We start from the raw sequence: 19,883 nt of genomic DNA on the forward strand, positions 1-19,883 counted from the left end.
CCTCCGGAGTCCCTGCTCTCACCTTGTTCACCTGCGGCGACCGGCGGTGGCCGCTGCCGGACCTCTACTCGCCCGTGACAACGGGCACTTAGCCCGTGACAACCGTCACTTCACCGATGCCGAGCGCCTTCACGGGCTCGGCGATCTCGGCGGCGTCGCCCACGAGCACCGTCACGAGACGGTCCACCGGGAACGCGCTGACCACCGCGGCCGTGGCCTCGACGGTGCCGGTCTCGGCGAGCATCCGGTACAACTGCGCCTGGAAATCGTCCGGGAGATGCTGCTCGACCTGGTCGGCGAGGGTGCCCGCGACGGCGGCAGCCGTCTCGTAGCGCAGCGGGGCCACGCCCACGAGGTTCTGCACGGCCGTCTCGCGCTCGGCGTCGGTCAGCCCCTCGGCCGCGAGCGTGCGCAGCACCTTCCACAGGTCGTCGAGCGCCGGGCCCGTATTGGGCGTGTCCACCGAGCCGTTGATGGCCAGCAGCGAGGCGCCGGTGCCGTCGGCGGCGGAGCGCAGCACCTGCCCGAAGGCCCGTACGCCGTAGGTGTAGCCCTTCTCCTCGCGCAGGACGCGGTCCAGACGGGACGTCAGGGTGCCGCCGAGGCAGTACGTGCCGAGCACCTGCGCCGGCCACACTCGGTCGTGGCGGTCCGCGCCGACGCGGCCGATGAGCAGCTGCGTCTGGACGGCACCGGGGCGGTCGACGATGACCACACGGCCGGTGTCGTCGGCGGTGATCGGCGCGGCCGCGCGGGCCTCGCCGGGCGCGGCGGTCCACTGGCCGAGGGTCTCGGCGAGCAGCGCGTCGAGGTCGGTGCCGGCGAGGTCGCCGACGACCACGGCGGTGGCGGTCGAGGGGCGCACCCACCGCTCGTAGAAGGCGCGCACGGCCGCCGCGTCGATGGCCGAGACCGTGGCCTCGGTGCCCTGGCGCGGGCGCGACATGCGCGCGGTGGCCGGGAACAGCTCCTTGTAGAGCTCCTTGGCGGCGCGGCGGGCGGGGTTGGCCAGCTCGTGCGGGATCTCGTCGAGCCGGTTGCGGACCAGGCGGCTGATCTCGCTTTCCGCGAACGCCGGTGCGCGCAGGGCGTCGGCGATCAGACCGAGCGCCTTCGGCAGCCGCGAGACGGGGACTTCCAGCGAGATCCGGACGCCCGGGTGGTCGGCGTGCGCGTCCAACGTGGCGCCGCAGCGCTCCAGTTCGGCCGCGAACTCCTCGGCGCTCATCTTGTCGGTGCCCTCGGAGAAGGCGCGCGCCATGATGGTGGCGACACCGTCGAGGCCCTCGGGCTCGGCGTCCAGCGGCGCGGCGAGGAAGACCTCGACGGCCACGACCTGCTGGCCGGGGCGGTGACAGCGCAGGACCGTCAGACCGTTGGGCAGCGCGCCGCGCTCGGGCGCCGGGAAGGCCCAGGGCTTGGCCTCGCCGGCCTGGGGCTGCGGGTGGAATTCCATGGTGGAGAGCTCGGTCACTGCCCCGCCTCCTCGTCCTCGTCCTGTACCTCTGCGTGCGTGGGCTCGTACACCAGAACCGCCCTGTTGTCGGGGCGCAGGCGGGCCTTCGCCACCGCTTGGACCTCCTCTGCCGTGACCGACAGGACGCGGTCGACGGCGGTGAGGGCGAGCTGCGGGTCGCCGAACAGCACGGCATAGCGGCACAGTTCGTCCGCGCGGCCCGCGACCGTGCCGAGCCGGTCCAGCCACTCGCGCTCCAACTGGGCCTGGGCGCGCTCCATTTCCTCCGCCGTCGGGCCCTCGGCGGCGAACCGCGCGAGCTCCTCGTCGACGGCGGCCTCGATCACCGGCACCTCGACATCACCGGAGGTCTTCACGTCCAGCCAGCCGAGCGAGGGCGCACCCGCCAGGCGCAGGAGCCCGAATCCGGCGGCCACGGCGGTCTGGTCGCGCCGTACGAGACGGTTGTACAGCCGCGAGGACTCGCCGCCGCCGAGCACGGTCAGGGCGAGGTCGGCGGCATCGCACTCGCGGGTGCCGTCGTGCGGCAGCCGGTAGGCGGCCATCAGCGCGCGGGCCGGCACCTCCTCCTCGACCACCTCGCGCTTCTGCTCGCCGATGATCTCGGGCAGCGCACCGTCGCGCGGCGGCTGCTTGCCGTCGTGCGAGGGAATCGAGCCGAAGTACTTCTCGATCCACGCGAGGGTCTGCTCGGGGTCGATGTCGCCGACGACCGAGAGCACCGCATTGTTCGGCGCGTAGTACGTACGGAAGAAGTTCCGCGCGTCCTCCAGGGTGGCCGCGTCCAGGTCGGCCATCGAGCCGATCGGCGTGTGGTGGTAGGGGTGGCCCTCCGGGTACGACAGGGCGGTGAGCTTCTCGAACGCCGTGCCGTACGGCACGTTGTCGTAGCGCTGGCGGCGCTCGTTCTTCACCACATCGCGCTGGTTCTCCATCGACTCGTCGTCGAGGGCGAGCAGCAGCGAGCCCATGCGGTCGGCCTCCAGCCAGAGCGCGAGCTCCAGCTGGTGGGCGGGCATCGTCTCGAAGTAGTTGGTGCGCTCGAAGCTGGTCGTGCCGTTGAGCGAACCGCCCGCGCCCTGCACCAGTTCGAAGTGCCCGTTGCCCTTGACCTGGCCCGAGCCCTGGAACATGAGGTGCTCGAAGAGGTGGGCCAGGCCCGTGCGCCCCTTCACCTCGTGCCGTGAACCGACGTCGTACCAGAGACAGACTGCCGCGACAGGGGTCAGGTGGTCCTCGGAGAGCACGACGCGCAGGCCGTTGGCCAGCCGGTGCTCGGTCGCTGTCAGGCCGCCGGAGCCGGCCTCGGCGGTGGCCGTGTGACCCATGGGCATGTGGTCCCTTCGATCGCGTGGAATACGTAGTGGAGTACGTACAGGCAGAGAGTTCTGTCACTGTATGCAAGCGCGCGGACATCCGGGGAAGTTCCCGCGGCGGCTCAGCCCTCAGCGATCACATCGGGTGGGGTGCGGACGGGTCGACGTCCGCGTTGTCAGTGGGGCGGTCCACAATGGTCCGCGTCAGAGAACCGATTATTGGGTTCAGAGAACCGATTCGTAGGTGAAGGAGCCGCAGCGCGATGGCCCGCCGCAGCACGAAGACCCCGCCGCCGGACGACGATTTCGAGGAGAAGATCCTCGACATCGACGTCGTCGACGAGATGCAGGGCTCCTTCCTCGAGTACGCGTACTCGGTGATCTACTCCCGCGCCCTGCCGGACGCCCGCGACGGTCTGAAGCCGGTGCACCGCCGCATCGTGTACCAGATGAACGAGATGGGCCTGCGCCCCGACCGCGGCTACGTGAAGTGCGCCCGCGTCGTCGGCGAGGTCATGGGTAAGTTGCACCCGCACGGCGACGCGTCGATCTACGACGCGCTGGTGCGCATGGCACAGCCGTTCTCGATGCGGGTGCCGCTGGTCGACGGCCACGGCAACTTCGGCTCGCTGGGCAACGACGACCCGCCGGCCGCGATGCGCTACACCGAGTGCCGCATGGCCGACGCCACCTCGCTGATGACCGAGTCCATCGACGAGAACACGGTGGACTTCTCGCCCAACTACGACGGCCAGGAGATGGAGCCGGTCGCGCTGCCGGCCGCCTATCCCAATCTCCTCGTCAACGGTGCCTCCGGCATCGCCGTCGGCATGGCGACCAACATGCCCCCGCACAACCTGGGCGAGGTCATCGCCGCGGCCCGCCACCTCATCAAGCACCCGGGCGCGGACCTGGAGACCCTGATGCGGTTCATCCCGGGTCCCGACCTGCCCACGGGCGGCCGGATCGTCGGGCTCGGCGGCATCAAGGATGCGTACGAGAGCGGCCGCGGCACCTTCAAGATCCGCGCCACCACTTCGATCGAGACGGTCACGGCCCGCCGCAAGGGCATCGTCGTGACCGAACTGCCCTTCACGGTCGGCCCCGAGAAGGTGGTCTCGAAGATCAAGGACCTGGTCGGCTCGAAGAAGCTCCAGGGCATCGCGGACGTCAAGGACCTCACCGATCGTGCGCACGGCCTGCGCCTGGTCATCGAGATCAAGAACGGTTTCGTGCCGGAGGCGGTCCTGGAGCAGCTCTACAAGCTGACGCCGATGGAGGAGTCCTTCGGTATCAACAATGTGGCGCTGGTGGACGGCCAGCCGCTCACGCTCGGCCTCAAGGAGCTGCTCGAGGTCTACCTCGACCACCGCTTCGAGGTCGTGCGCCGCCGCAGCGAGTTCCGCCGCGGCAAGAAGCAGGACCGCCTCCACCTGGTCGAGGGCCTGCTCGTCGCGCTGCTCGACATCGACGAGGTCATCCGCCTCATCCGCTCCAGTGAGAACTCCGCGCAGGCCAAGGAGCGCCTGATGGAGCGCTTCTCGCTGAGCGAGGTGCAGACCCAGTACATCCTGGACACGCCGCTGCGCCGGCTCACCAAGTTCGACCGCATCGAGCTGGAGTCGGAGCGCGACAAGCTCAAGGCGGAGATCGAGGAGCTCACGAAGATCCTCGAGTCGGACGCCGAGCTGCGCAAGCTGGTCTCGGCCGAACTGGCCGCGGTGGCCAAGAAGTTCGGCACCGACCGGCGCACCGTGCTCCTGGAGTCGGCGGGCGCCCCGGTGTCCGCGGTCCCGCTCGAGGTCGCGGACGACCCGTGCCGGGTGCTGCTCTCCTCGACGGGTCTGCTGGCCCGTACGGCCAACGGCGATGTCGTCACCGACGCCGACGGCAAGCGCGTCAAGCACGACGTGATCGTCTCGGCGGTGCCCGCGACGCAGCGCGGCGAGGTGGGCGCGGTGCTCTCCTCGGGCCGGCTGCTGCGGCTCAATGTCATCGACCTGCCGCAGCTCCCGGACACGGCGTCGGCGCCCAACCTCGCGGGCGGTGCGCCGATCTCCGAGTTCCTGTCCCTTGAGGACGACGAGACGCTGATCTGCCTGACGACCCTCGACGAGTCCTCTCCGGGTCTCGCCCTCGGTACGGAACAGGGCGTGGTGAAGCGGGTGGTGCCGGACTACCCCTCCAACAAGGACGAGTTGGAGGTCATCACGCTCAAGGACGGCGACCGCATCGTCGGCGCCTGCGAACTGCGCACGGGCGAGGAGGATCTGGTCTTCATCACGGACGACGCCCAGCTCCTGCGCTACCAGGCCTCGCAGGTCCGCCCGCAGGGCCGCCCGGCCGGCGGCATGGCCGGCATCAAGCTGGCCGAGGGCGCGAAGGTCATCTCCTTCACGGCGGTGGACCCGGCGGCGGATGCGGTGGTGTTCACCATCGCGGGCTCGCGCGGCACGCTGGACGACTCGGTCCAGACGACGGCCAAGGCCACGCCGTTCGACCTCTACCCGCGCAAGGGCCGCGCCACGGGCGGCGTCCGCGCCCAGCGCTTCCTGAAGGGCGAGGACTGCCTGTCCTTCGCGTGGGCGGGCCCGGTGCCGGCGAAGGCGGCCCAGAAGAACGGGACACCGGCCGAACTCCCGGAGCTCGACCCGCGCCGCGACGGCTCGGGCATCGCGCTGGGCAAGACGGTGGCGGCGGTGTCCGGGGTGGTGTGACGCAGAGCGCTTGGTGGCCCGGTGATCGGCGGACCGTCGATCACCGGGCACCCCGGGGGCCGGACTCAGGCGTACGCCGGGTCCGGCCCTTCGTCGTCGGCGTCCTCGGACCCGCCGAAGTCCCCCAGGGCGGCCTCCTCGGCGGCCTCCTCGGCGCCGTCCTTCCGTACGAACCGCAGCACACCCCACATCGCCTCGGGCCGCGCATCCTGCGGTACGTCGTCCCGGCACCGCTCCAGACCGGCGAGCAGCGCCTCCGAGTCGATCCCGGCACCGATCAGGACGAGCTGCGTCAGCCGCTCCTCCTGATCACCCCAGGGCTCGGGCGTGAACCGCAGGAAGCGTCCGACCGCGTGCAGGGTGTAGCGGTTGCGCCGGTCGTGCGCACCGAAGTCGACGAACCCCTTGATGCGGTACAGCCCTTCGGGCCGCTCGTCCAGAAACGCCAGAAGCCGCCGCGGACTCATCGGCGCCGCCGAGACGAACGACACGGTCTCGTAAGCGGCATGCAGATGACGCCCATGCCCATCGCCATGCCCCTGCCCATGGCCGTCTCCCTCCGCTTCCTCCCGGAGGTCGTCGAAGGACAGCTGCCCGACCCGCTCGGCGCTCGGCCGCCGCTCGAAGAGCAGCTCCGGATCGATCCGCCCGTACGAGGCCTCGACCACGGCGGCCGACGCACCCGTGCCGGACACGGCCTTCCGCACCCGCGCGAGCTCGTCCGCACCGACCCGGTCGGCCTTGTTGAGCACGATCAAGTCGGCCAGCGCGATGTGCCGTTCGAGCTCCGGATGCCGCTCGCGCGTGGCCTCGAACTCGGCGGCGTCGACCACCTCGACCAGACCTCCGTACACCGCGTACGGGTTCTCGCTGGCGAGCAGCATCCGCACGAGCTCCTGCGGCTCGGCGAGCCCGCTCGCCTCGATCACGATGACGTCGAGACCCACGGACGGGTGCGTGAGCTTCTCCAGATACGTGTCCAGCTCACTGCCGTCGACGGCGCAGCACAGGCAGCCGTTGCCGAGCGAGACGGTGGAACCCACCTGCCCGGACACGGACATGGCGTCGATCTCGATCGCCCCGAAGTCGTTCACGACGACCCCGACCCGGGTCCCGCCGCTGCCGCGGAGCAGATGATTGAGCAGGGTGGTCTTACCCGCCCCGAGAAACCCGGCGAGGACGAGGACGGGGATCTGCCGCTCGGTCACGCTGTGTCCTTCGTGTGGCGATGGCGGTGGAACCGGACCAGCATAAGTGGCCCTTCACCTAGGCACTCAAGCCACCGCCGGCCCATTGCAGCCGCTTGCTCCGCGGACCTCCGCGGATTCGGAGTCGATCACTCGGTCTGCGTTTCACCTGAGTTCCGGCCGGCATGTCGGGGCGGTCTCGGACGCACCGCCTCAGCGGGCCATCGAGCGGTCCATTTCCCGCGCCCGCGTGCGCAGCGCGGTGACGACAGCGGCTGCCGTCGGCCGTGGACTGCCGGGAACCTGCACGTCGCGCTGGACGCCGCCACACACATGGCCGGAATCCAGTTCAGGAATGCCCACTTCGATTCCCGCGCGCCAGGCGAGCGCGAGCGTCGTCGCCACGAACCCCTCGGAGAGCGCGAGGATCACAGAGTGCCCCGTACGGCAGTGCCAGACGACCAGACTGCGCGCGAACTCCGCGTACAGAGCCGGATCGACCTCGAGTGTGTCCGGGTCACCCCAATACTTGCCCTGGCCGATTCCCGAGGGCAGCTCGAGCTCCGCCTCGAAGACTTCGACCTGCCGCAGGAAGAGGCGGCCGGCACCATGCGCCGGATTCCACAGCGTCTCGTCACCGATGGCGAAGTACATGCTCATCACAGATCCCCCCGCTCAGCCGCTTCGGCACAGGTTAGAAGGTCAGGCGAGGGTGGGGCACCTGGGTAGAACGGCGTCTTGGGGAGCCGGAGCACGTTGCTCTTCCGTGGGCGTGGTTGAGGTGCTGATCCCGTCACCCCCAGCCCATGTCGATCGCACCACCGGCGGCACTGAGTGCAGATTTTTTGCCGGATCGGCCGCAGTAAACGATTGTTCACGGCGCATGCGGGGCACAGTCAGGTCACGGCGCCCAGTTGTCACGACATACGTACGCCTCTGTGCGCCTCCTCTCCGCCTCCCGCCGACCAGAGCCGCTCGGCAACCCTGGGAGGTGGCAAGCGCCGCCCACCGCTCGCCGGTCCCGCTCCCTGTCGCCCCGCACCCGACGGCCGGCGGACGGTCGCCTTGACTCGGGGGTTGACATGGCCACACAGAGTAGCCGTCCCATGCGGTACGCGGTCGCGGCCGCGGCCGGCTTCTTCTTCGGCACGTCCGCACTGCGGCTCCTGTGCGGACGCGGCTCCGCCCCCGCGGGCGGCCCCGCCGCTCCCGCATGCCACCATCCGGCCCTCGACGAGGAGTTGAGGCACCGCGAGGCACGCGCCCACCAGCAGCGCATGCACTGGGAGTTGCTCAGCAAAGCCATCGACGACCCGGCTCTCGCCGAAGTCATCGACACCTACCGAGTCGAGCTCTCCCCGGAGAAGCGGCGTCAGATGATGTACGCCAATCTCTGGTATGTGAACGCCCTCCATCTGCACATGTCCGGCTTGCTGACGAAGCGCGAGCTGTTCGGACATCTGCGGGATCTGTTCCAGAGCCCGTACATCTGCGAGTACTGGGAGATGACCCGGCACCACCGGCTGGCGCTCGACCCCGAGTCGGAGGAGGCGGAGATCGGGCGGATGGCGGAGGAGCTGTACCAGGAGCTGCAGGACGGCGACGGGGACTGGTTCGTGGTGGGAGCACCACCGGACTAGGCAGCGTCATCTTTCGCAACCCGAACGGGTGAGCCTCCAACTCCCTTTCCGCAGCGGCCTACATGGCAATACGCGAGTCGCTACGGGTCCGTGCAACCCGAAGCGCCACTGAGGTTCTAAGGTGTGCGGCACTAACGTCAGTGCATGACGGAGTGCACCGGCAGACACGCACACAAAGGATCCAGACCTGTGGAAATTGTTCGGCGCATCGGCGTATCCCCCAAGCTCCGCGGAAGCGCCTCGGCCGCCACTTGCCCCGATGTTTTCGAACTGAGCGACGGGAACTTCGCGGTGATCGGCACCGAGGCCACCGCCGAGCTCAAGGACAAGCTCCCCTCCGATGCCGGTGTCGCCGACTACGAGCGCGTGGTGATCGTCAGCCGCGAGACCCTCGTACGGGCCAAGGCCGACATCCCGGACGCCTGACACTGCCGTTCCCTCCCCCTCTCCCTGCACGTCCGTCGCGTCGTGATCACCCGGGGACCCACGAACGTGGACCGGAAAGGGGGCGCCCCATGGCTTCGCAGCCTGCAGGGCACAAGAACGGAGACGACGACAAGCGCGAGCGCTGGTACAAGCGATTTCGCTGGCTCGGGCCGATCTACACGCTCTATCGAATAGTCCGAGATCACCTCTGAGGAAAAGCGCGGCCCAAGACAGCCAAGGCCCGTCCACATCGCGATCCAGGGCCTCATCTCACCGCCTCGCGCGACCGAGATGGGGCCCTGCCCGTCACCCGAGCCGGCGGAAGCAGTGGCTGCTCAGCCGAGCTCAGGCACAAACTGGGGCGCCTCCACCCCCACATACCGAGCCGCCGGGCGGATGATCTTCGAGTCCTGGGACTGTTCCAGGATGTTCGCGCTCCAGCCGACCACCCGCGCCGCGGCGAACGTCGGGGTGAACATGTCGCGGGGCAGGCCGCACAGTTCCATGACCACGCCCGCGTAGAACTCGACGTTCGTGTGCAGCTCGCGGTGGGGCTTGAGTTCCGCCAGGATCGCTTCCACCTCGCGCTCCACCTCCACCGCGAACTCGACCAGCGGGCCGCCGAATTCCTGCGCGATGCCGCGCAGCATGCGCGAGCGCGGGTCCTCCGTGCGGTAGACGGGGTGGCCGAAGCCCATGATGCGGTCGCCGGCCAGGACCCGTTCCCTGATCCACGCGTCGATGCGGTCCGGGGTGCCGATCGCGTCCAAGGTGTCGAGGGCCCGGCTGGGTGCACCGCCGTGCAGCGGGCCCGAGAGCGCGCCGACCGCGCCGACCAGGCAGGCCGCCACATCCGCGCCGGTCGACGTGATAACGCGGGCCGTGAAGGTGGACGCGTTGAATCCGTGGTCGATCGTGGAGATCAGGTAGCGCTCGACCGCCCGGGTGTGCGCGGGGTCCGGCTCCGAACCGGTCAGCATGTAGAGGTAGTTGGCGGCGTACGAGAGGTCCGCGCGCGGCTCGACCGGCTCCAGGCCCTGCCCCAGGCGGTGCAGCGCGGTGAGCAGGGTGGGGACGACCGCGCTCGCGGCGAGCGTGTCCGCGAGCCGCTGCTCCGGCCTGATGTCGTACACCGGGCGGAAGCCCTTCGCCGCGCCGAAGAGGGACAGCGCCGAGCGCAGCCCCGCCAGCGGTCCGGAGAGCGCCGAGGCCCGGGCGATCGCGGGGAGCGCCGCGCGCACCTCCTCGGGCAGGGCGCGCAGGGCCGCCGTCCGCGCGGTGAACTCGCGCAGCGCGGCCGCGTCCGGCAGTTCGCCCAGCACCATCAGGTGCCATACGTCCTCGAAGGTGCGGCGCTCGGCCAACTCGACGGCCGAGTACTGGCGGTAGTGGTAAAAGCCCTCGCGGCCCCGTACATCCCCGAGTGCGGTGTGCGTGACGACCACGCCCGCGAGACCGCGCGGGAACTCACTGGTCAACGACATGGGTGCTGCTCCCCTCTTCTGAACTTGAGTCGACTGTCCATGCTTGACTTGTTACGTGTCAATATTGATTGGATCAATATAAGGGCGCAGGGCGTCCATGGTGTCCAGTCGAGTCGATACGGTGAGGGCATGAGCGGTGAGCAGGACGGCAGCCGGCGGCTGTCCACCAAGGAGGCGGCCGAGCGGCTCGGCGTGAAGGCCGAGACCGTGTACGCGTACGTGAGCCGCGGGCTGCTGAGCAGCAGGCGGGGCGCGGGCGGGCGCGGGTCGACCTTCGACGCCGAGGAGGTGGAGGCGCTCGCGCGGCGCAACACCCGCGCCGCGGCCGCGAGTTCGGGCGGCGGGGAGCTCGCCGTGCGGACCCGGATCACCCTCATCGAGAAGGACCGCTACTACTTCCGCGGCGTGGACGCGACCGAACTGGCCGCGCACTACGCGTACGAACCGGTGGCCGAATGGCTGTGGACCGGCGTCCTGCGCGAGGACGTCCGCTTCACCGCACCCGAGGAGATCGTCGGCGCCGCGCGCCGGGCCGTGGCGGCCCTGCCCGCGCACAGCGGCCCCATGGACCGGCTGCGCGTGGCCACCATCGCCGCGGCCGCCGCCGACCCGCTCCGCTTCGACCTCGACGAACAGGCCGTGCTCGGCACGGCCCGCGCGCTCGTGCCCACCCTGGTCGACGCCCTGCCCACCGTGGGCGACTGGTCGCGCGACGAGCACACCCTCGCCGGCCGGCTGTGGCCGCGCCTGACCCGCCGCGCCCCCGACGAACCGTGGATGAGCGCGCTGGACAAGGCACTTGTGCTCCTGATCGACCACGACCTGGCCGCGTCCACCCTCGCGGTGCGGGTGGCGGCCTCGGCCCACGCCCACCCGTATGCCGCGGTCTCCGCCGGACTCGGCGTCCTGGAGGGCCCGTTGCACGGGGCCGCCAGCGGGCTCGCGCACCGGATGCTCACCGAGGTGCTCGACCGGGGCAGCGCCGCCGCGGTCGTTGCCGACCATCTGAAGGCGGGACGACGGGTCCCGGGACTCGGCCACCGCCTCTATCCGCGCGAAGACCCGCGCGCACAGGCGCTGTTCGGTGCGCTGGAGCGAGTACCGGAGGCACACGAGGCGCTCGCCGCGGCGCGTGACGTGGTGCGGACGACCGCCCGGCACACCGAGTTGTACGCCAACGTCGACCTCGCCCTCGCCGTGCTGACCGTCGCGAGCGGGATGCCGCCCGAGGCGGGCGAGACCGTCTTCGCCGTGGCCCGCACCGCAGGTTGGATCGCGCACGCACTGGAGGAGTACGGGGAGCGTCCACTGCGGATGCGGCCGAGCGGCCAGTACACCGGGGCCCGTCCACCGCAGCCGCTCCCGCTGCCGACGCGGGCCACGGCGTAAGCCTGCACGGGAGACGGGGAGACCGCGCGACCGCGAGACCGCGAGACCGCGAGACCGCGCGAACGAGCGCGCCCGCTGGTTACGTCGTCGGGCCCGCCGCCTGGCACGGCCCACAGCACCGCCCTGAGCACCAGGTTTCAGTCAACTCCGACGCACCGCAAGCAGAATGCAAGGTTTGCGCTAATCTTGCGGCCATGACGCGACGACTTGCTCAAGTGGCCAAAAAGGTCGGGGTCAGCGAGGCCACGGTCAGCCGGGTGCTCAACAACAAGCCCGGAGTCTCCGAGGCCACCCGGCAGTCCGTGCTCTCCGCACTCGACGTGCTCGGGTACGAGAGGCCCACGCAGTTGCGCGGCGAGCGCGCCCGCCTCGTGGGCCTCGTGCTGCCCGAGCTGCAGAACCCGATCTTCCCCGCGTTCGCCGAGGTCATCGGCGGCACCCTCGCCCAACAGGGCCTGACCCCGGTCCTGTGCACCCAGACCAAGGGCGGGGTTTCCGAGGCCGATTACGTAGAGCTGCTGCTCCAGCAGCAGGTCTCCGGCGTGGTGTTCGCGGGCGGTCTGTACGCCCAGGCCGACGCACCGCACGACCACTACAAGCAGCTCGCCGCGCGCAACATCCCGGTCGTCCTCATCAACGCGGCCATCGCGGACCTCGGCTTCCCGGCCGTCTCCTGCGACGACGCCTCGGCGGTGGAGCAGAGCTGGCGCCACCTCGCCTCGCTCGGCCACGAGCGCATCGGACTCGTGCTCGGCCCCGCCGACCACATGCCCTCGCAGCGCAAGCTGATCGGGGCGCGGGCCGCGGCCAAGGCGGCCGGCGGTTCGCTGCCCGACGAGCACGTGGTGCGCGGCATGTTCTCCCTTGAGGGCGGCCAGGCCGCGGCCACCCGGCTGATCGACGCCGGTGTCACGGGCCTCATCTGCGCGAGCGACCCGCAGGCGCTCGGCGCGGTGCGGGCGGCCCGCCGGCGCGGGCTCGACGTGCCGCGCGAGGTCTCGGTGGTCGGTTACGACGACTCGGCGTTCATGAACTGCACCGAGCCCCCGCTCACCACGGTCCGCCAGCCGATCGAGGCCATGGGCCGCGCCGCCGTGGAGCTGCTCTCGCTGCAGATCGCGGGCAGTGCGGTGCCGCCGGAGGAGCTCCTGTTCGAGCCCGAACTGGTCGTACGGGGCTCCACGGCGCAGGCGGTACGCGCCTGATCAGCGTCAGGTCTGGCGCGACATGACGTGAGCGTGTCGACGATTTGCGAACGCCAGGCAAGATTTTCACAGCCTCCTGCCGAGACCTGCACAAACTCCTCGGCAGGAGGCTGCTGTCCGTTCCGCTCGTCTCCCCTGCGCACCGTGCCTCGATCGCCTCCTCCCGGCCAGGCTAGGCTCACCTATGTGAGTACGTGCGCCACCGCCTCCCGCGACCTCGACGAACCGCTCGCGGGCACCGCGGCCACCGCCACCACCTGGCTGCTCCTGGAGCAGCCGGGCCCCTGGGGTGCCAAGGCGCTCACCTCCAGCCACCTCGACCCCGCGCTCGGCGCGGCGCTCGAAGCCGCCGCCGCGGGCACCGGCGTCCGGGTCGCGCTGATCCGCCGCCCCGGCCGGCACGCCGACTGCCACTCCCCCGCCGAGCGCCGGGTGTACGCCGCCCACGTCCGCCCCGGCACCGACGGCACGAACAGCGCCGACGAAACCGGCGCCCACTCCGGCACCTGGCTGCACACCGCCGTCATCACCGACCCCGCCCGGCTCCTCACTCTCGACTTCGCCGCGCTCGGACGGGGTGAAGTCGCCTCCTTCGACGCCGAGTTGACGGGCGGCGCGCACACGGGTGAGCCGCTGGCCCTCGTCTGCACCAACGGCAAGCGCGACCGGTGCTGCGCCCTCCTCGGCCGCCCTCTCGCCGCCGAGCTGGCCGCCGCCGGCGCGAACGGCACGTGGGAGATCACGCACCTCGGCGGCCACCGTTTCTCGCCCACGCTGCTCGTCCTGCCGTACGGATACGCCTACGGGCGGCTCGACTCGGCGGCCGTCAAGGAGGTCCTCGCGGCGGTCCGCGAGGGCCGGGTCGTGACCGACGGCTGCCGAGGCAACTCCGCCTGGGACCGGCCGGGCCAGGCCGCTGAGCTCGCGGTGCGCACGGCGGTGGGCGAGGAGCGGGCCGGGGTGCTCTCCGTGCTGCGCAGCGAGACCGTCACCGCGCCCGACGCGGACGCCGCCCCGCGCTGGGAGACCACCGTCGCCCACACGGACGGCCGCGCCTGGTCCGTAACCGTCGCGCAGGGCGCCGCCCTGCCGCCGCGCCCGGAGAGCTGCGGGGGTGCGCTGGGGTCTCCGGCGCGGATGGACGTGGTGGCGGTCCGGGAGCTGGCCGGGGTGTGATCCCGGCCGGAGCGGGGGCCCGCCCTCAGCCGAAGTCGGACGCCCCCTCAGCCGGAGAGGGACGCCCCGCCCCGACCGCACCAGGCGCGACGCCCACCCCGACCGCACGAGACGTACTGCTCAAGCCGACCCCTTCACCACACTCCACCCCCCGTCCACCACCAGGCTCGCCCCGGTGATGTAGCCCGCCTCGTCCGCCGCGAGGAACGCGATCGCGGCCGCCACCTCCTCAGGGGTCCCGAACCGCCCCGCCGCCGTCTCGGCCACGCTGCGCGCCCGGTCCTCCTCGCTCACGCGGTCCCATGCGGCGGTCATGATCGGGCCCGGCAGGACGCAGTTGACCCGCACCTCGGGGCCGTATTCGACGGCGAGCTGGCCGCCGAGCGAGAGCAGCGCGCCTTTGGCGGCCGCGTACGCGGGGTGGCCCGGAATTCCCTTGTGAGCATGGACGGATGAGGTCAGAACCACCGCGCCGCGCTCGGCGCGCAGGTCGGGGAGCGCGGCCTTGAAGCCCAGGAAGGCGCCGGTGAGGTTGACGGAGAGCTGGCGCTGCCAGGACTCCAGAGGGAGTTCGTGCGCGGGGGCGATGTCGACCGTGAAGGCGTTCGAGACGAGCACCCCGACCGGACCGAAGGCGTGCGCGGCGTCGAGCACCCGCTCCCAGTCTGCCGGATCGGCGGCGTCGGCCCGTACGAAAGCGGCGCGTCCGCCCTTGCCGCACAGCTGCTCGGCGAGACCGGTGCCGCGCTCCTCGGCGACATCGGCGAGGACGACGGCGGCACCTTCGGCGGCCAGGCGCTCGGCGGTGGCGGCACCGATGCCGGACGCGGCTCCGGTGACGACCGCGACACGGCCGGCGAAGCGCAGGCCGGAGCTGACCACGGCGGGGGCGGGTCGAGGGCTCGGCTCCGGACTCGGACTCGGACTTGGACTCGGGCTGGGGCTGGGGCTGGGGCTGGGGCTGGGGCTGGGGCTGGGGCTGGGGCTGGGGCTGGGGCTGGGGCTGGGGCTGGGGCTCGGCATGACGCCATCCCAACCCGCCCCCGGCGCCAGGACAATACGTGAGGACGGTCACAGCGCACCCCGGCGGGTTTCGGTGCGGGCCGGGCACCCCCGTACCGTCATAGACATGACCCCCTCCGCTTCCGGCAGCACGCGTCGGCGCCTGCGCAGACCGCGCCTCGGTCTGCCGCGCAAGGTGTTCTCGCAGGTGCTCCTGATGCAGCTGGGGATCGCCGCCGGAGTGGCCGTGCTCGCCACCGGTCTGTTCCTCGCGCCGCTCGGCAAGGAGATGGACGACCAGGCGATGCGCCGGGCGCTGGCCATCGCGGAGGCCACCGCCGCGGCGCCGCGGATCGCCGAGGACCTGCAGCACACCCGGCCCACCGCGGACGGCCCGGTGCAGCAGGAGGCCGAGCGGATCCGGAAGGCGACGGGCGCCGAGTACATCGTGGTGATGGACCGGCGCGGGGTGCGCTGGTCGCACGCCAATCCGCAGCAGGTCGGCGGGGTGGTCTCGACCGACCCCAGCGACGCCCTCGCCGGCCGCGACGTCATGGAGATCGACAGCGGCACACTCGGGCGCTCGGCCCGCGGCAAGGTGCCGCTGCGCGACGAGAGCGGCCGGATCGTCGGCGCGGTGTCGGTCGGCATCGAGTACGACAGTGTCCGCGCGCGGCTCCTCAACGCGATCCCCGGGCTCTTCGCGTACGCGGGCGGGGCCCTCGCGGTCGGTGCGCTGGCCGCGTACCTGATCGCGCGCCGCGTGCAGAAGCAGACGCGTGACCTGGCGTTCTCCGATATCTCGGCGCTGCTTGCCGAACGTGAGGCGATGCTGCACGGCATCCGCGAGGGCGTGGTCGCGCTGGACCGCGCGGGCCGGATCCGGCTGCTCAACGACGAGGCGCAGCGGCTGCTCGGGCTCGACGGCGAGGCGGTGGGCAAGCCGCTGGACGAAGCACTCGGTGAGGGGCGCACGACCGATGTGCTCGCCGGTCGCGTGACCGGTACGGATCTGGTCACGGTACGGGGCCGGCGCGTCCTGGTCGCCAACCGGATGCCCACGCACGACGGCGGCGCCGTGGCCACCCTGCGCGACCGCACCGAGCTGGAGCAGCTCGGCCGCGAACTGGACTCCACGCGCGGCCTGATCGACGCCCTGCGCGCGAAGGACCACGAGCACGCCAACCATCTGCACACGCTGCTCGGGCTCCTGGAACTCGAGATGTACGAGGACGCCGTGGAGTTCGTGGGCGAGGCGGCCGGGGCCCAGCGCGTGACCGCCGAACAGATCACGGAGAAGATCCACGACCCGCTGCTCGCCGCGCTGCTCGTCGGCAAGGCGACCGTCGCGGCCGAGCGCGGGGTCACCCTGCGGCTCGGCGAGGGCACGCAGCTCCCGGACCGCCTTGTCGGCCCGCAGGACCTGGTCACCATCGCGGGCAATCTCGTGGACAACGCCCTGGACGCGGCCACCGGCAGTCTGCGCGCCGAGGTCGGGGTCGAGGTGCGGACCACCGGGTCCGAGGTCGTGCTGCGCGTTCGGGACTCGGGGCCCGGAGTGCCGCCGGAACAGCGGGAGTTGATCTTCACGGAGGGCTGGTCGACCAAGGAGTCCCCGGCCCACCGCGGGCGCGGCATCGGCCTCGCGCTGGTCCGCCGGCTCGCCGAGCGCCAGGGCGGCAGCGCCGCGGTCGGCGAAGCGGCCGACGGGGGCGCCGAGTTCACGGTCGTCCTGCCGGAGGCGCTGCGTCCGGGCGCCCACGGCGGCCACGGCACCGACGGCCACCGCGACGGCACCCACCGCACCCACACCAGCCACGACCCAGCCGACCACTCGCAAGCGATCGGGGATGCACGATGATCCGAGTCCTGGTCGTGGACGACGACCTCCGCGTGGCGAAGGTGAACGCCGCGTACGTCGAGAAGGTCCCCGGATTCCAGGTGGCCGCGCAGGCGCACAGCGCCGCCGAGGCGCTGGCGCGGATCGAGGCGGCGGGACCGGTCGACCTGATCCTCATGGACCACTACCTGCCGGACGACACCGGCCTCTCCGTGGTCCGCAGGCTGCGCGAGCGCGGGGACCGCACCGACGTGATCATGGTGACCGCCGCGCGCGACGTGGCCACGGTGCAGGCCGCGATGCGGCTCGGTGCGCTGCAATACCTGGTCAAGCCGTTCACGTTCGCGGGGCTGCGCGGCAAGTTGGAGGCGTACGCGGCGCTGCGGCGCACCCTGGACGGCGGGGGCGAGGCCGAACAGGCCGAGGTGGACCGGATCTTCGGTGCCCTGTCGGCCGACACCGCACCGCAGCTGCCCAAGGGCCACTCCCCCGAGACGGCCGAGCTGGTCCGCCGTGCGCTGATGGGCGCCGAGGGTCCGCTCTCGGCCCAGGAGCTCGCCGACCGCACGGGTCTGAGCCGCCAGACCGCCCAGCGCTATCTGAAGCTCCTGGAGCGGGCGGGCCGGGTCCGTCTCGGCCTCAGGTACGGGGACACGGGGCGGCCGGAGCACCGCTACGAGTGGGCCGCCGGCCTGTAGCGCACGTCGGCGGCACCGCTACGAGTGGGCCGCCGGCCTGTAGCGCGGATCGGCCCCCGGGCTACACCGCACCGGCCCCCGTCAGGGACCGCACCTCCGTCTCCGCGTGCTTCGCCGGGTCCGGGCCCTGCGGTGAGGTGACGGTGCCGATCCAGCCCGCGAGGAAGCCGAGCGGGATCGAGATCAGCCCGGGGTTCTCCAGCGGGAAGAGGTGGAAGTCCACGCCCGGGAACATGGCGGTCGGGGAGCCCGAGACGACCGGCGAGAAGATCACCAGGAGCATCGCGGGGATCAGCCCGCCGTAGACGGACCAGACGGCGCCCCGGGTGGTGAAGCCGCGCCAGAACAGCGAGTACAGGAGCACCGGAAGGTTCGCCGAGGCCGCCACCGCGAAGGCGAGGCCGACCAGGAACGCCACGTTCAAGTCCCGTGCCAGCAGGCCGAGTCCGATGGCTGCGAGGCCGATGCCCACCGCCGCGATCCGGGCTACGGCGACCTCGCTGCGCTGCTTGGCGTGCCTGCGCTTCAGCGAGGCGTACAGGTCGTGCGCGACCGAGGCCGAGGAGGCGAGGGTGATGCCCGCGACGACCGCGAGGATCGTGGCGAAGGCGATGGCGGCGACGAAGGCGAAGAGAACCGTTCCCCCCGTGGAGCCCGCGCCGCCGCCCAGGATGAGCGAGAGCAGCGGGATCGCCGTGTTGCCCGAGGCGTTGGAGGCCCGGACCTCGTCGGTGCCGACGATGGCCGCGGCGCCGAAGCCCAGGACGATCGTCATCAGGTAGAAGCTGCCGATCAGGCCGATGGACCAGACGACGGACCGGCGGGCGGCCCGCGCGGTGGGCACGGTGTAGAAGCGCGACAGGATGTGCGGCAGGCCCGCCGTGCCGAGGACCAGCGCCAGGCCGAGGCTGATGAAGTCCAGCTGCGAGGTCAGGTCCCCGCCGTAGCGCAGGCCGGGCGCGAGGAAGTCCTTGCCGTGACCGCTCTTGTCGGCCGCGGTGTTGAGCATCTGGTTGAAGTCGCCGTGGAAGTGCAGCAGCACGAGGATGGTGAGCGTGATCGCGCCGCCCATCAGGAGCACGGCCTTCACGATCTGGATCCAGGTGGTGGCGCGCATGCCGCCCAGGGACACGTAGACCACCATGAGCGCGCCCACGCCGATCACCGTCCAGGACTGCGCCGCCTCGCTCGTGCCGCCGAGCAGCAGCGCGACGAGGCTGCCCGCGCCGACCATCTGGGCCACGAGGTAGAGCACGGAGACGGTGACGGAGGAGGTGCCGGCGGCGATCCGTACGGGCCGCTCGCTCATCCGGGCCGCGACCACGTCGGCGAGGGTGAACCGGCCGCAGTTGCGCACGAGTTCGGCCACCAGCAGCAGGACCACGAGCCAGGCGACGAGGAAGCCGATGGAGTAGAGCACGCCGTCGTAGCCGTAGAGGGCGATGAGGCCGGAGATGCCGAGGAAGGAGGCGGCGGACATGTAGTCGCCCGCGATGGCGAAACCGTTCTCCATCGGCGAGAACAGCCGTCCGCCCGCGTAGAACTCCTCCGCGCTGCCGTGCCGGTTGCGGCTGACCCACGTGGTGATGCCGAGGGTGACCGCGATGAACGCGCTGAACAGCAGCAGCGCCAGAGTCTGGTGGTCGCCGGTCAACGCCCGACCCCCCGCGTGAGCTCCTGGGTGTCCCAGCGCAGATCGAGTGCGGCGCGGTCCCTGCGCAGCCGGGCATGGCGGGCGTAGGCCCAGGTCAGCGCGAACGTGGTGAGGAACTGCCCGAGTCCTGCGACCATCGCGACGTTGACCGCGCCCGCAACCGGCTGTGCCATCAGGTCCGGCGCCATGGTGGCGGCGACGACATAGGCCACGTACCAGGTGAAGAAGGCGACCGTCGCGGGGAACACGAAGCGGCGGTAGCGGCTGCGCACCTCCTGGAAGGCGGCGCTCTGCTGCACCTCCAGATAGATACCGGCCGCGTCGGCCCGCTGCTCCGCCGCCCTCGGCGCGGGCGGTCCGGGCGCGGAAGCGGGGGCGCCGGTGCTGTCCAGCTCGCCCCAGCCCGAGGCCAGTGCGTCGTACCAGGGGTCGTCGAACCGGATCTGTGCGCTCCGCCCCCCGTCGTGCTTCTCCACCGAACTCTCCTTGTCCGCCGCCCGTTTGGCCGCGTGCCCAAGGATGGGCGGACCGGGAAGATCCCGGACACTTCTGCCCGATCTGTTCACTCCATCAGGTGAAGCGTGTGCGAAGTGACCCCTGGTGGGCCGGGTGTGCCCTGGTGGCCGGGGCGGCTTCGCGGTGGATGTGCCCCGGCAGTCGGCGCGACCCGAC

General features: G+C 71.5%; 16 protein-coding genes. 8 read left to right on the forward strand and 8 right to left on the reverse strand.

Annotation, left to right across the window (positions count from 1 at the left end):
* Positions 1-88 precede the first annotated feature (88 nt).
* Together BLT97_RS17830 and BLT97_RS17835 are read right to left on the reverse strand one after the other, a co-directional pair.
* Positions 89-1,474: a M16 family metallopeptidase gene (locus BLT97_RS17830; RefSeq protein ID WP_093611304.1), complete on the reverse strand. Its 1,386-nt coding sequence runs from the start codon at positions 1,472-1,474 to the stop codon at positions 89-91.
* The gene (locus BLT97_RS17835) at positions 1,471-2,805 is read right to left on the reverse strand and encodes a M16 family metallopeptidase (protein ID WP_245769389.1); all 1,335 of its coding nucleotides are present in this window, start codon (positions 2,803-2,805) and stop codon (positions 1,471-1,473) included. The genes BLT97_RS17830 and BLT97_RS17835 overlap by 4 nt, the downstream gene beginning before the upstream one ends.
* 251 nt (positions 2,806-3,056) lie before the next feature.
* Here BLT97_RS17835 and BLT97_RS17840 point away from each other — a divergent pair, with 251 nt between their 5' ends.
* Positions 3,057-5,510, forward strand: a complete 2,454-nt coding sequence (locus BLT97_RS17840; RefSeq protein WP_093611308.1) for a DNA gyrase/topoisomerase IV subunit A — start codon at positions 3,057-3,059, stop codon at positions 5,508-5,510.
* A 65-nt stretch (positions 5,511-5,575) separates the two neighbouring features.
* Here BLT97_RS17840 and BLT97_RS17845 read toward each other — a convergent pair whose 3' ends face one another.
* Positions 5,576-6,718, reverse strand: coding sequence for a CobW family GTP-binding protein (locus BLT97_RS17845; protein ID WP_093611310.1), 1,143 nt, complete (start codon positions 6,716-6,718; stop codon positions 5,576-5,578).
* A gap of 192 nt (positions 6,719-6,910) precedes the next feature.
* Positions 6,911-7,357 carry a DUF6086 family protein gene (locus tag BLT97_RS17850; protein WP_093611312.1) on the reverse strand — a complete coding sequence of 149 codons (447 nt, stop codon included), beginning with the start codon at positions 7,355-7,357 and terminating at the stop codon, positions 6,911-6,913.
* A 422-nt stretch (positions 7,358-7,779) separates the two neighbouring features.
* On the opposite strand from BLT97_RS17850, the gene BLT97_RS17855 reads away from it, so the two are divergent.
* Together BLT97_RS17855 and BLT97_RS17860 are read left to right on the forward strand one after the other, a co-directional pair.
* Positions 7,780-8,337, forward strand: a complete 558-nt coding sequence (locus tag BLT97_RS17855; protein WP_176953805.1) for a DUF6082 family protein — start codon at positions 7,780-7,782, stop codon at positions 8,335-8,337.
* Between the two features lie 189 nt (positions 8,338-8,526).
* Positions 8,527-8,763 carry a hypothetical protein gene (locus tag BLT97_RS17860; protein ID WP_176953806.1) on the forward strand — a complete coding sequence of 79 codons (237 nt, stop codon included), beginning with the start codon at positions 8,527-8,529 and terminating at the stop codon, positions 8,761-8,763.
* Between the two features lie 335 nt (positions 8,764-9,098).
* Here the strand turns inward: BLT97_RS17860 and BLT97_RS17865 are convergent, their stop codons facing one another.
* Positions 9,099-10,247 carry a citrate synthase/methylcitrate synthase gene (locus BLT97_RS17865; protein WP_093611316.1) on the reverse strand — a complete coding sequence of 383 codons (1,149 nt, stop codon included), beginning with the start codon at positions 10,245-10,247 and terminating at the stop codon, positions 9,099-9,101.
* Positions 10,248-10,376: 129 nt separating this feature from the next.
* On the opposite strand from BLT97_RS17865, the gene BLT97_RS17870 reads away from it, so the two are divergent.
* The 3 genes from BLT97_RS17870 (at position 10,377) to BLT97_RS17880 (ending at position 14,017) form a co-directional block, all read left to right on the forward strand.
* Positions 10,377-11,636 (forward strand): citrate synthase family protein, encoded by a 1,260-nt coding sequence (locus BLT97_RS17870; RefSeq protein ID WP_093611318.1) that lies wholly within the window; start codon positions 10,377-10,379, stop codon positions 11,634-11,636.
* A 194-nt stretch (positions 11,637-11,830) separates the two neighbouring features.
* Positions 11,831-12,841, forward strand: a complete 1,011-nt coding sequence (locus BLT97_RS17875; RefSeq protein ID WP_093611320.1) for a LacI family DNA-binding transcriptional regulator — start codon at positions 11,831-11,833, stop codon at positions 12,839-12,841.
* A 186-nt stretch (positions 12,842-13,027) separates the two neighbouring features.
* A complete protein-coding gene (locus tag BLT97_RS17880) occupies positions 13,028-14,017 on the forward strand; it encodes a ferredoxin family protein (RefSeq protein ID WP_093611322.1) in 990 nt (329 codons plus the stop codon).
* Positions 14,018-14,137: 120 nt separating this feature from the next.
* On the opposite strand, the gene BLT97_RS17885 is transcribed toward BLT97_RS17880, so the two are convergent.
* Positions 14,138-14,899, reverse strand: a complete 762-nt coding sequence (locus BLT97_RS17885) for an SDR family NAD(P)-dependent oxidoreductase (RefSeq protein ID WP_245769397.1) — start codon at positions 14,897-14,899, stop codon at positions 14,138-14,140.
* Between the two features lie 247 nt (positions 14,900-15,146).
* Between BLT97_RS17885 and BLT97_RS17890 the strand changes: the two genes are divergently transcribed.
* Complete coding sequence (locus BLT97_RS17890) at positions 15,147-16,880, forward strand: sensor histidine kinase (protein WP_093611326.1); 1,734 nt, start codon at positions 15,147-15,149, stop codon at positions 16,878-16,880.
* Positions 16,877-17,557 (forward strand): response regulator, encoded by a 681-nt coding sequence (locus BLT97_RS17895; RefSeq protein WP_093611328.1) that lies wholly within the window; start codon positions 16,877-16,879, stop codon positions 17,555-17,557. The genes BLT97_RS17890 and BLT97_RS17895 overlap by 4 nt, the downstream gene beginning before the upstream one ends.
* A 61-nt stretch (positions 17,558-17,618) precedes the next feature.
* On the opposite strand, the gene BLT97_RS17900 is transcribed toward BLT97_RS17895, so the two are convergent.
* A complete protein-coding gene (locus tag BLT97_RS17900) occupies positions 17,619-19,211 on the reverse strand; it encodes a solute symporter family protein (protein ID WP_093611330.1) in 1,593 nt (530 codons plus the stop codon).
* Entirely contained in the window at positions 19,208-19,687 is a 480-nt protein-coding gene (locus BLT97_RS17905) for a DUF485 domain-containing protein (protein WP_245769390.1), read from the reverse strand. The genes BLT97_RS17900 and BLT97_RS17905 overlap by 4 nt, the downstream gene beginning before the upstream one ends.
* Positions 19,688-19,883 lie beyond the last annotated feature (196 nt).

The organism is Streptomyces indicus, assembly GCF_900100315.1.
GTDB lineage: Bacteria > Actinomycetota > Actinomycetes > Streptomycetales > Streptomycetaceae > Streptomyces > Streptomyces indicus.

What these genes read in the sequence shown, in the direction of transcription:
- BLT97_RS17895 (WP_093611328.1), top strand. Translation starts at nt 16,877, where the DNA reads ATGATCCGAGTCCTGGTCGTGGACGACGACCTCCGCGTGGCGAAGGTG.
- BLT97_RS17840 (WP_093611308.1), top strand. Translation starts at nt 3,057, where the DNA reads ATGGCCCGCCGCAGCACGAAGACCCCGCCGCCGGACGACGATTTCGAG.
- BLT97_RS17890 (WP_093611326.1), top strand. Translation starts at nt 15,147, where the DNA reads ATGACCCCCTCCGCTTCCGGCAGCACGCGTCGGCGCCTGCGCAGACCG.
- BLT97_RS17850 (WP_093611312.1), bottom strand. Translation starts at nt 7,357, where the DNA reads ATGAGCATGTACTTCGCCATCGGTGACGAGACGCTGTGGAATCCGGCG.
- BLT97_RS17835 (WP_245769389.1), bottom strand. Translation starts at nt 2,805, where the DNA reads ATGGGTCACACGGCCACCGCCGAGGCCGGCTCCGGCGGCCTGACAGCG.
- BLT97_RS17855 (WP_176953805.1), top strand. Translation starts at nt 7,780, where the DNA reads ATGGCCACACAGAGTAGCCGTCCCATGCGGTACGCGGTCGCGGCCGCG.
- BLT97_RS17875 (WP_093611320.1), top strand. Translation starts at nt 11,831, where the DNA reads ATGACGCGACGACTTGCTCAAGTGGCCAAAAAGGTCGGGGTCAGCGAG.
- BLT97_RS17870 (WP_093611318.1), top strand. Translation starts at nt 10,377, where the DNA reads ATGAGCGGTGAGCAGGACGGCAGCCGGCGGCTGTCCACCAAGGAGGCG.
- BLT97_RS17865 (WP_093611316.1), bottom strand. Translation starts at nt 10,247, where the DNA reads ATGTCGTTGACCAGTGAGTTCCCGCGCGGTCTCGCGGGCGTGGTCGTC.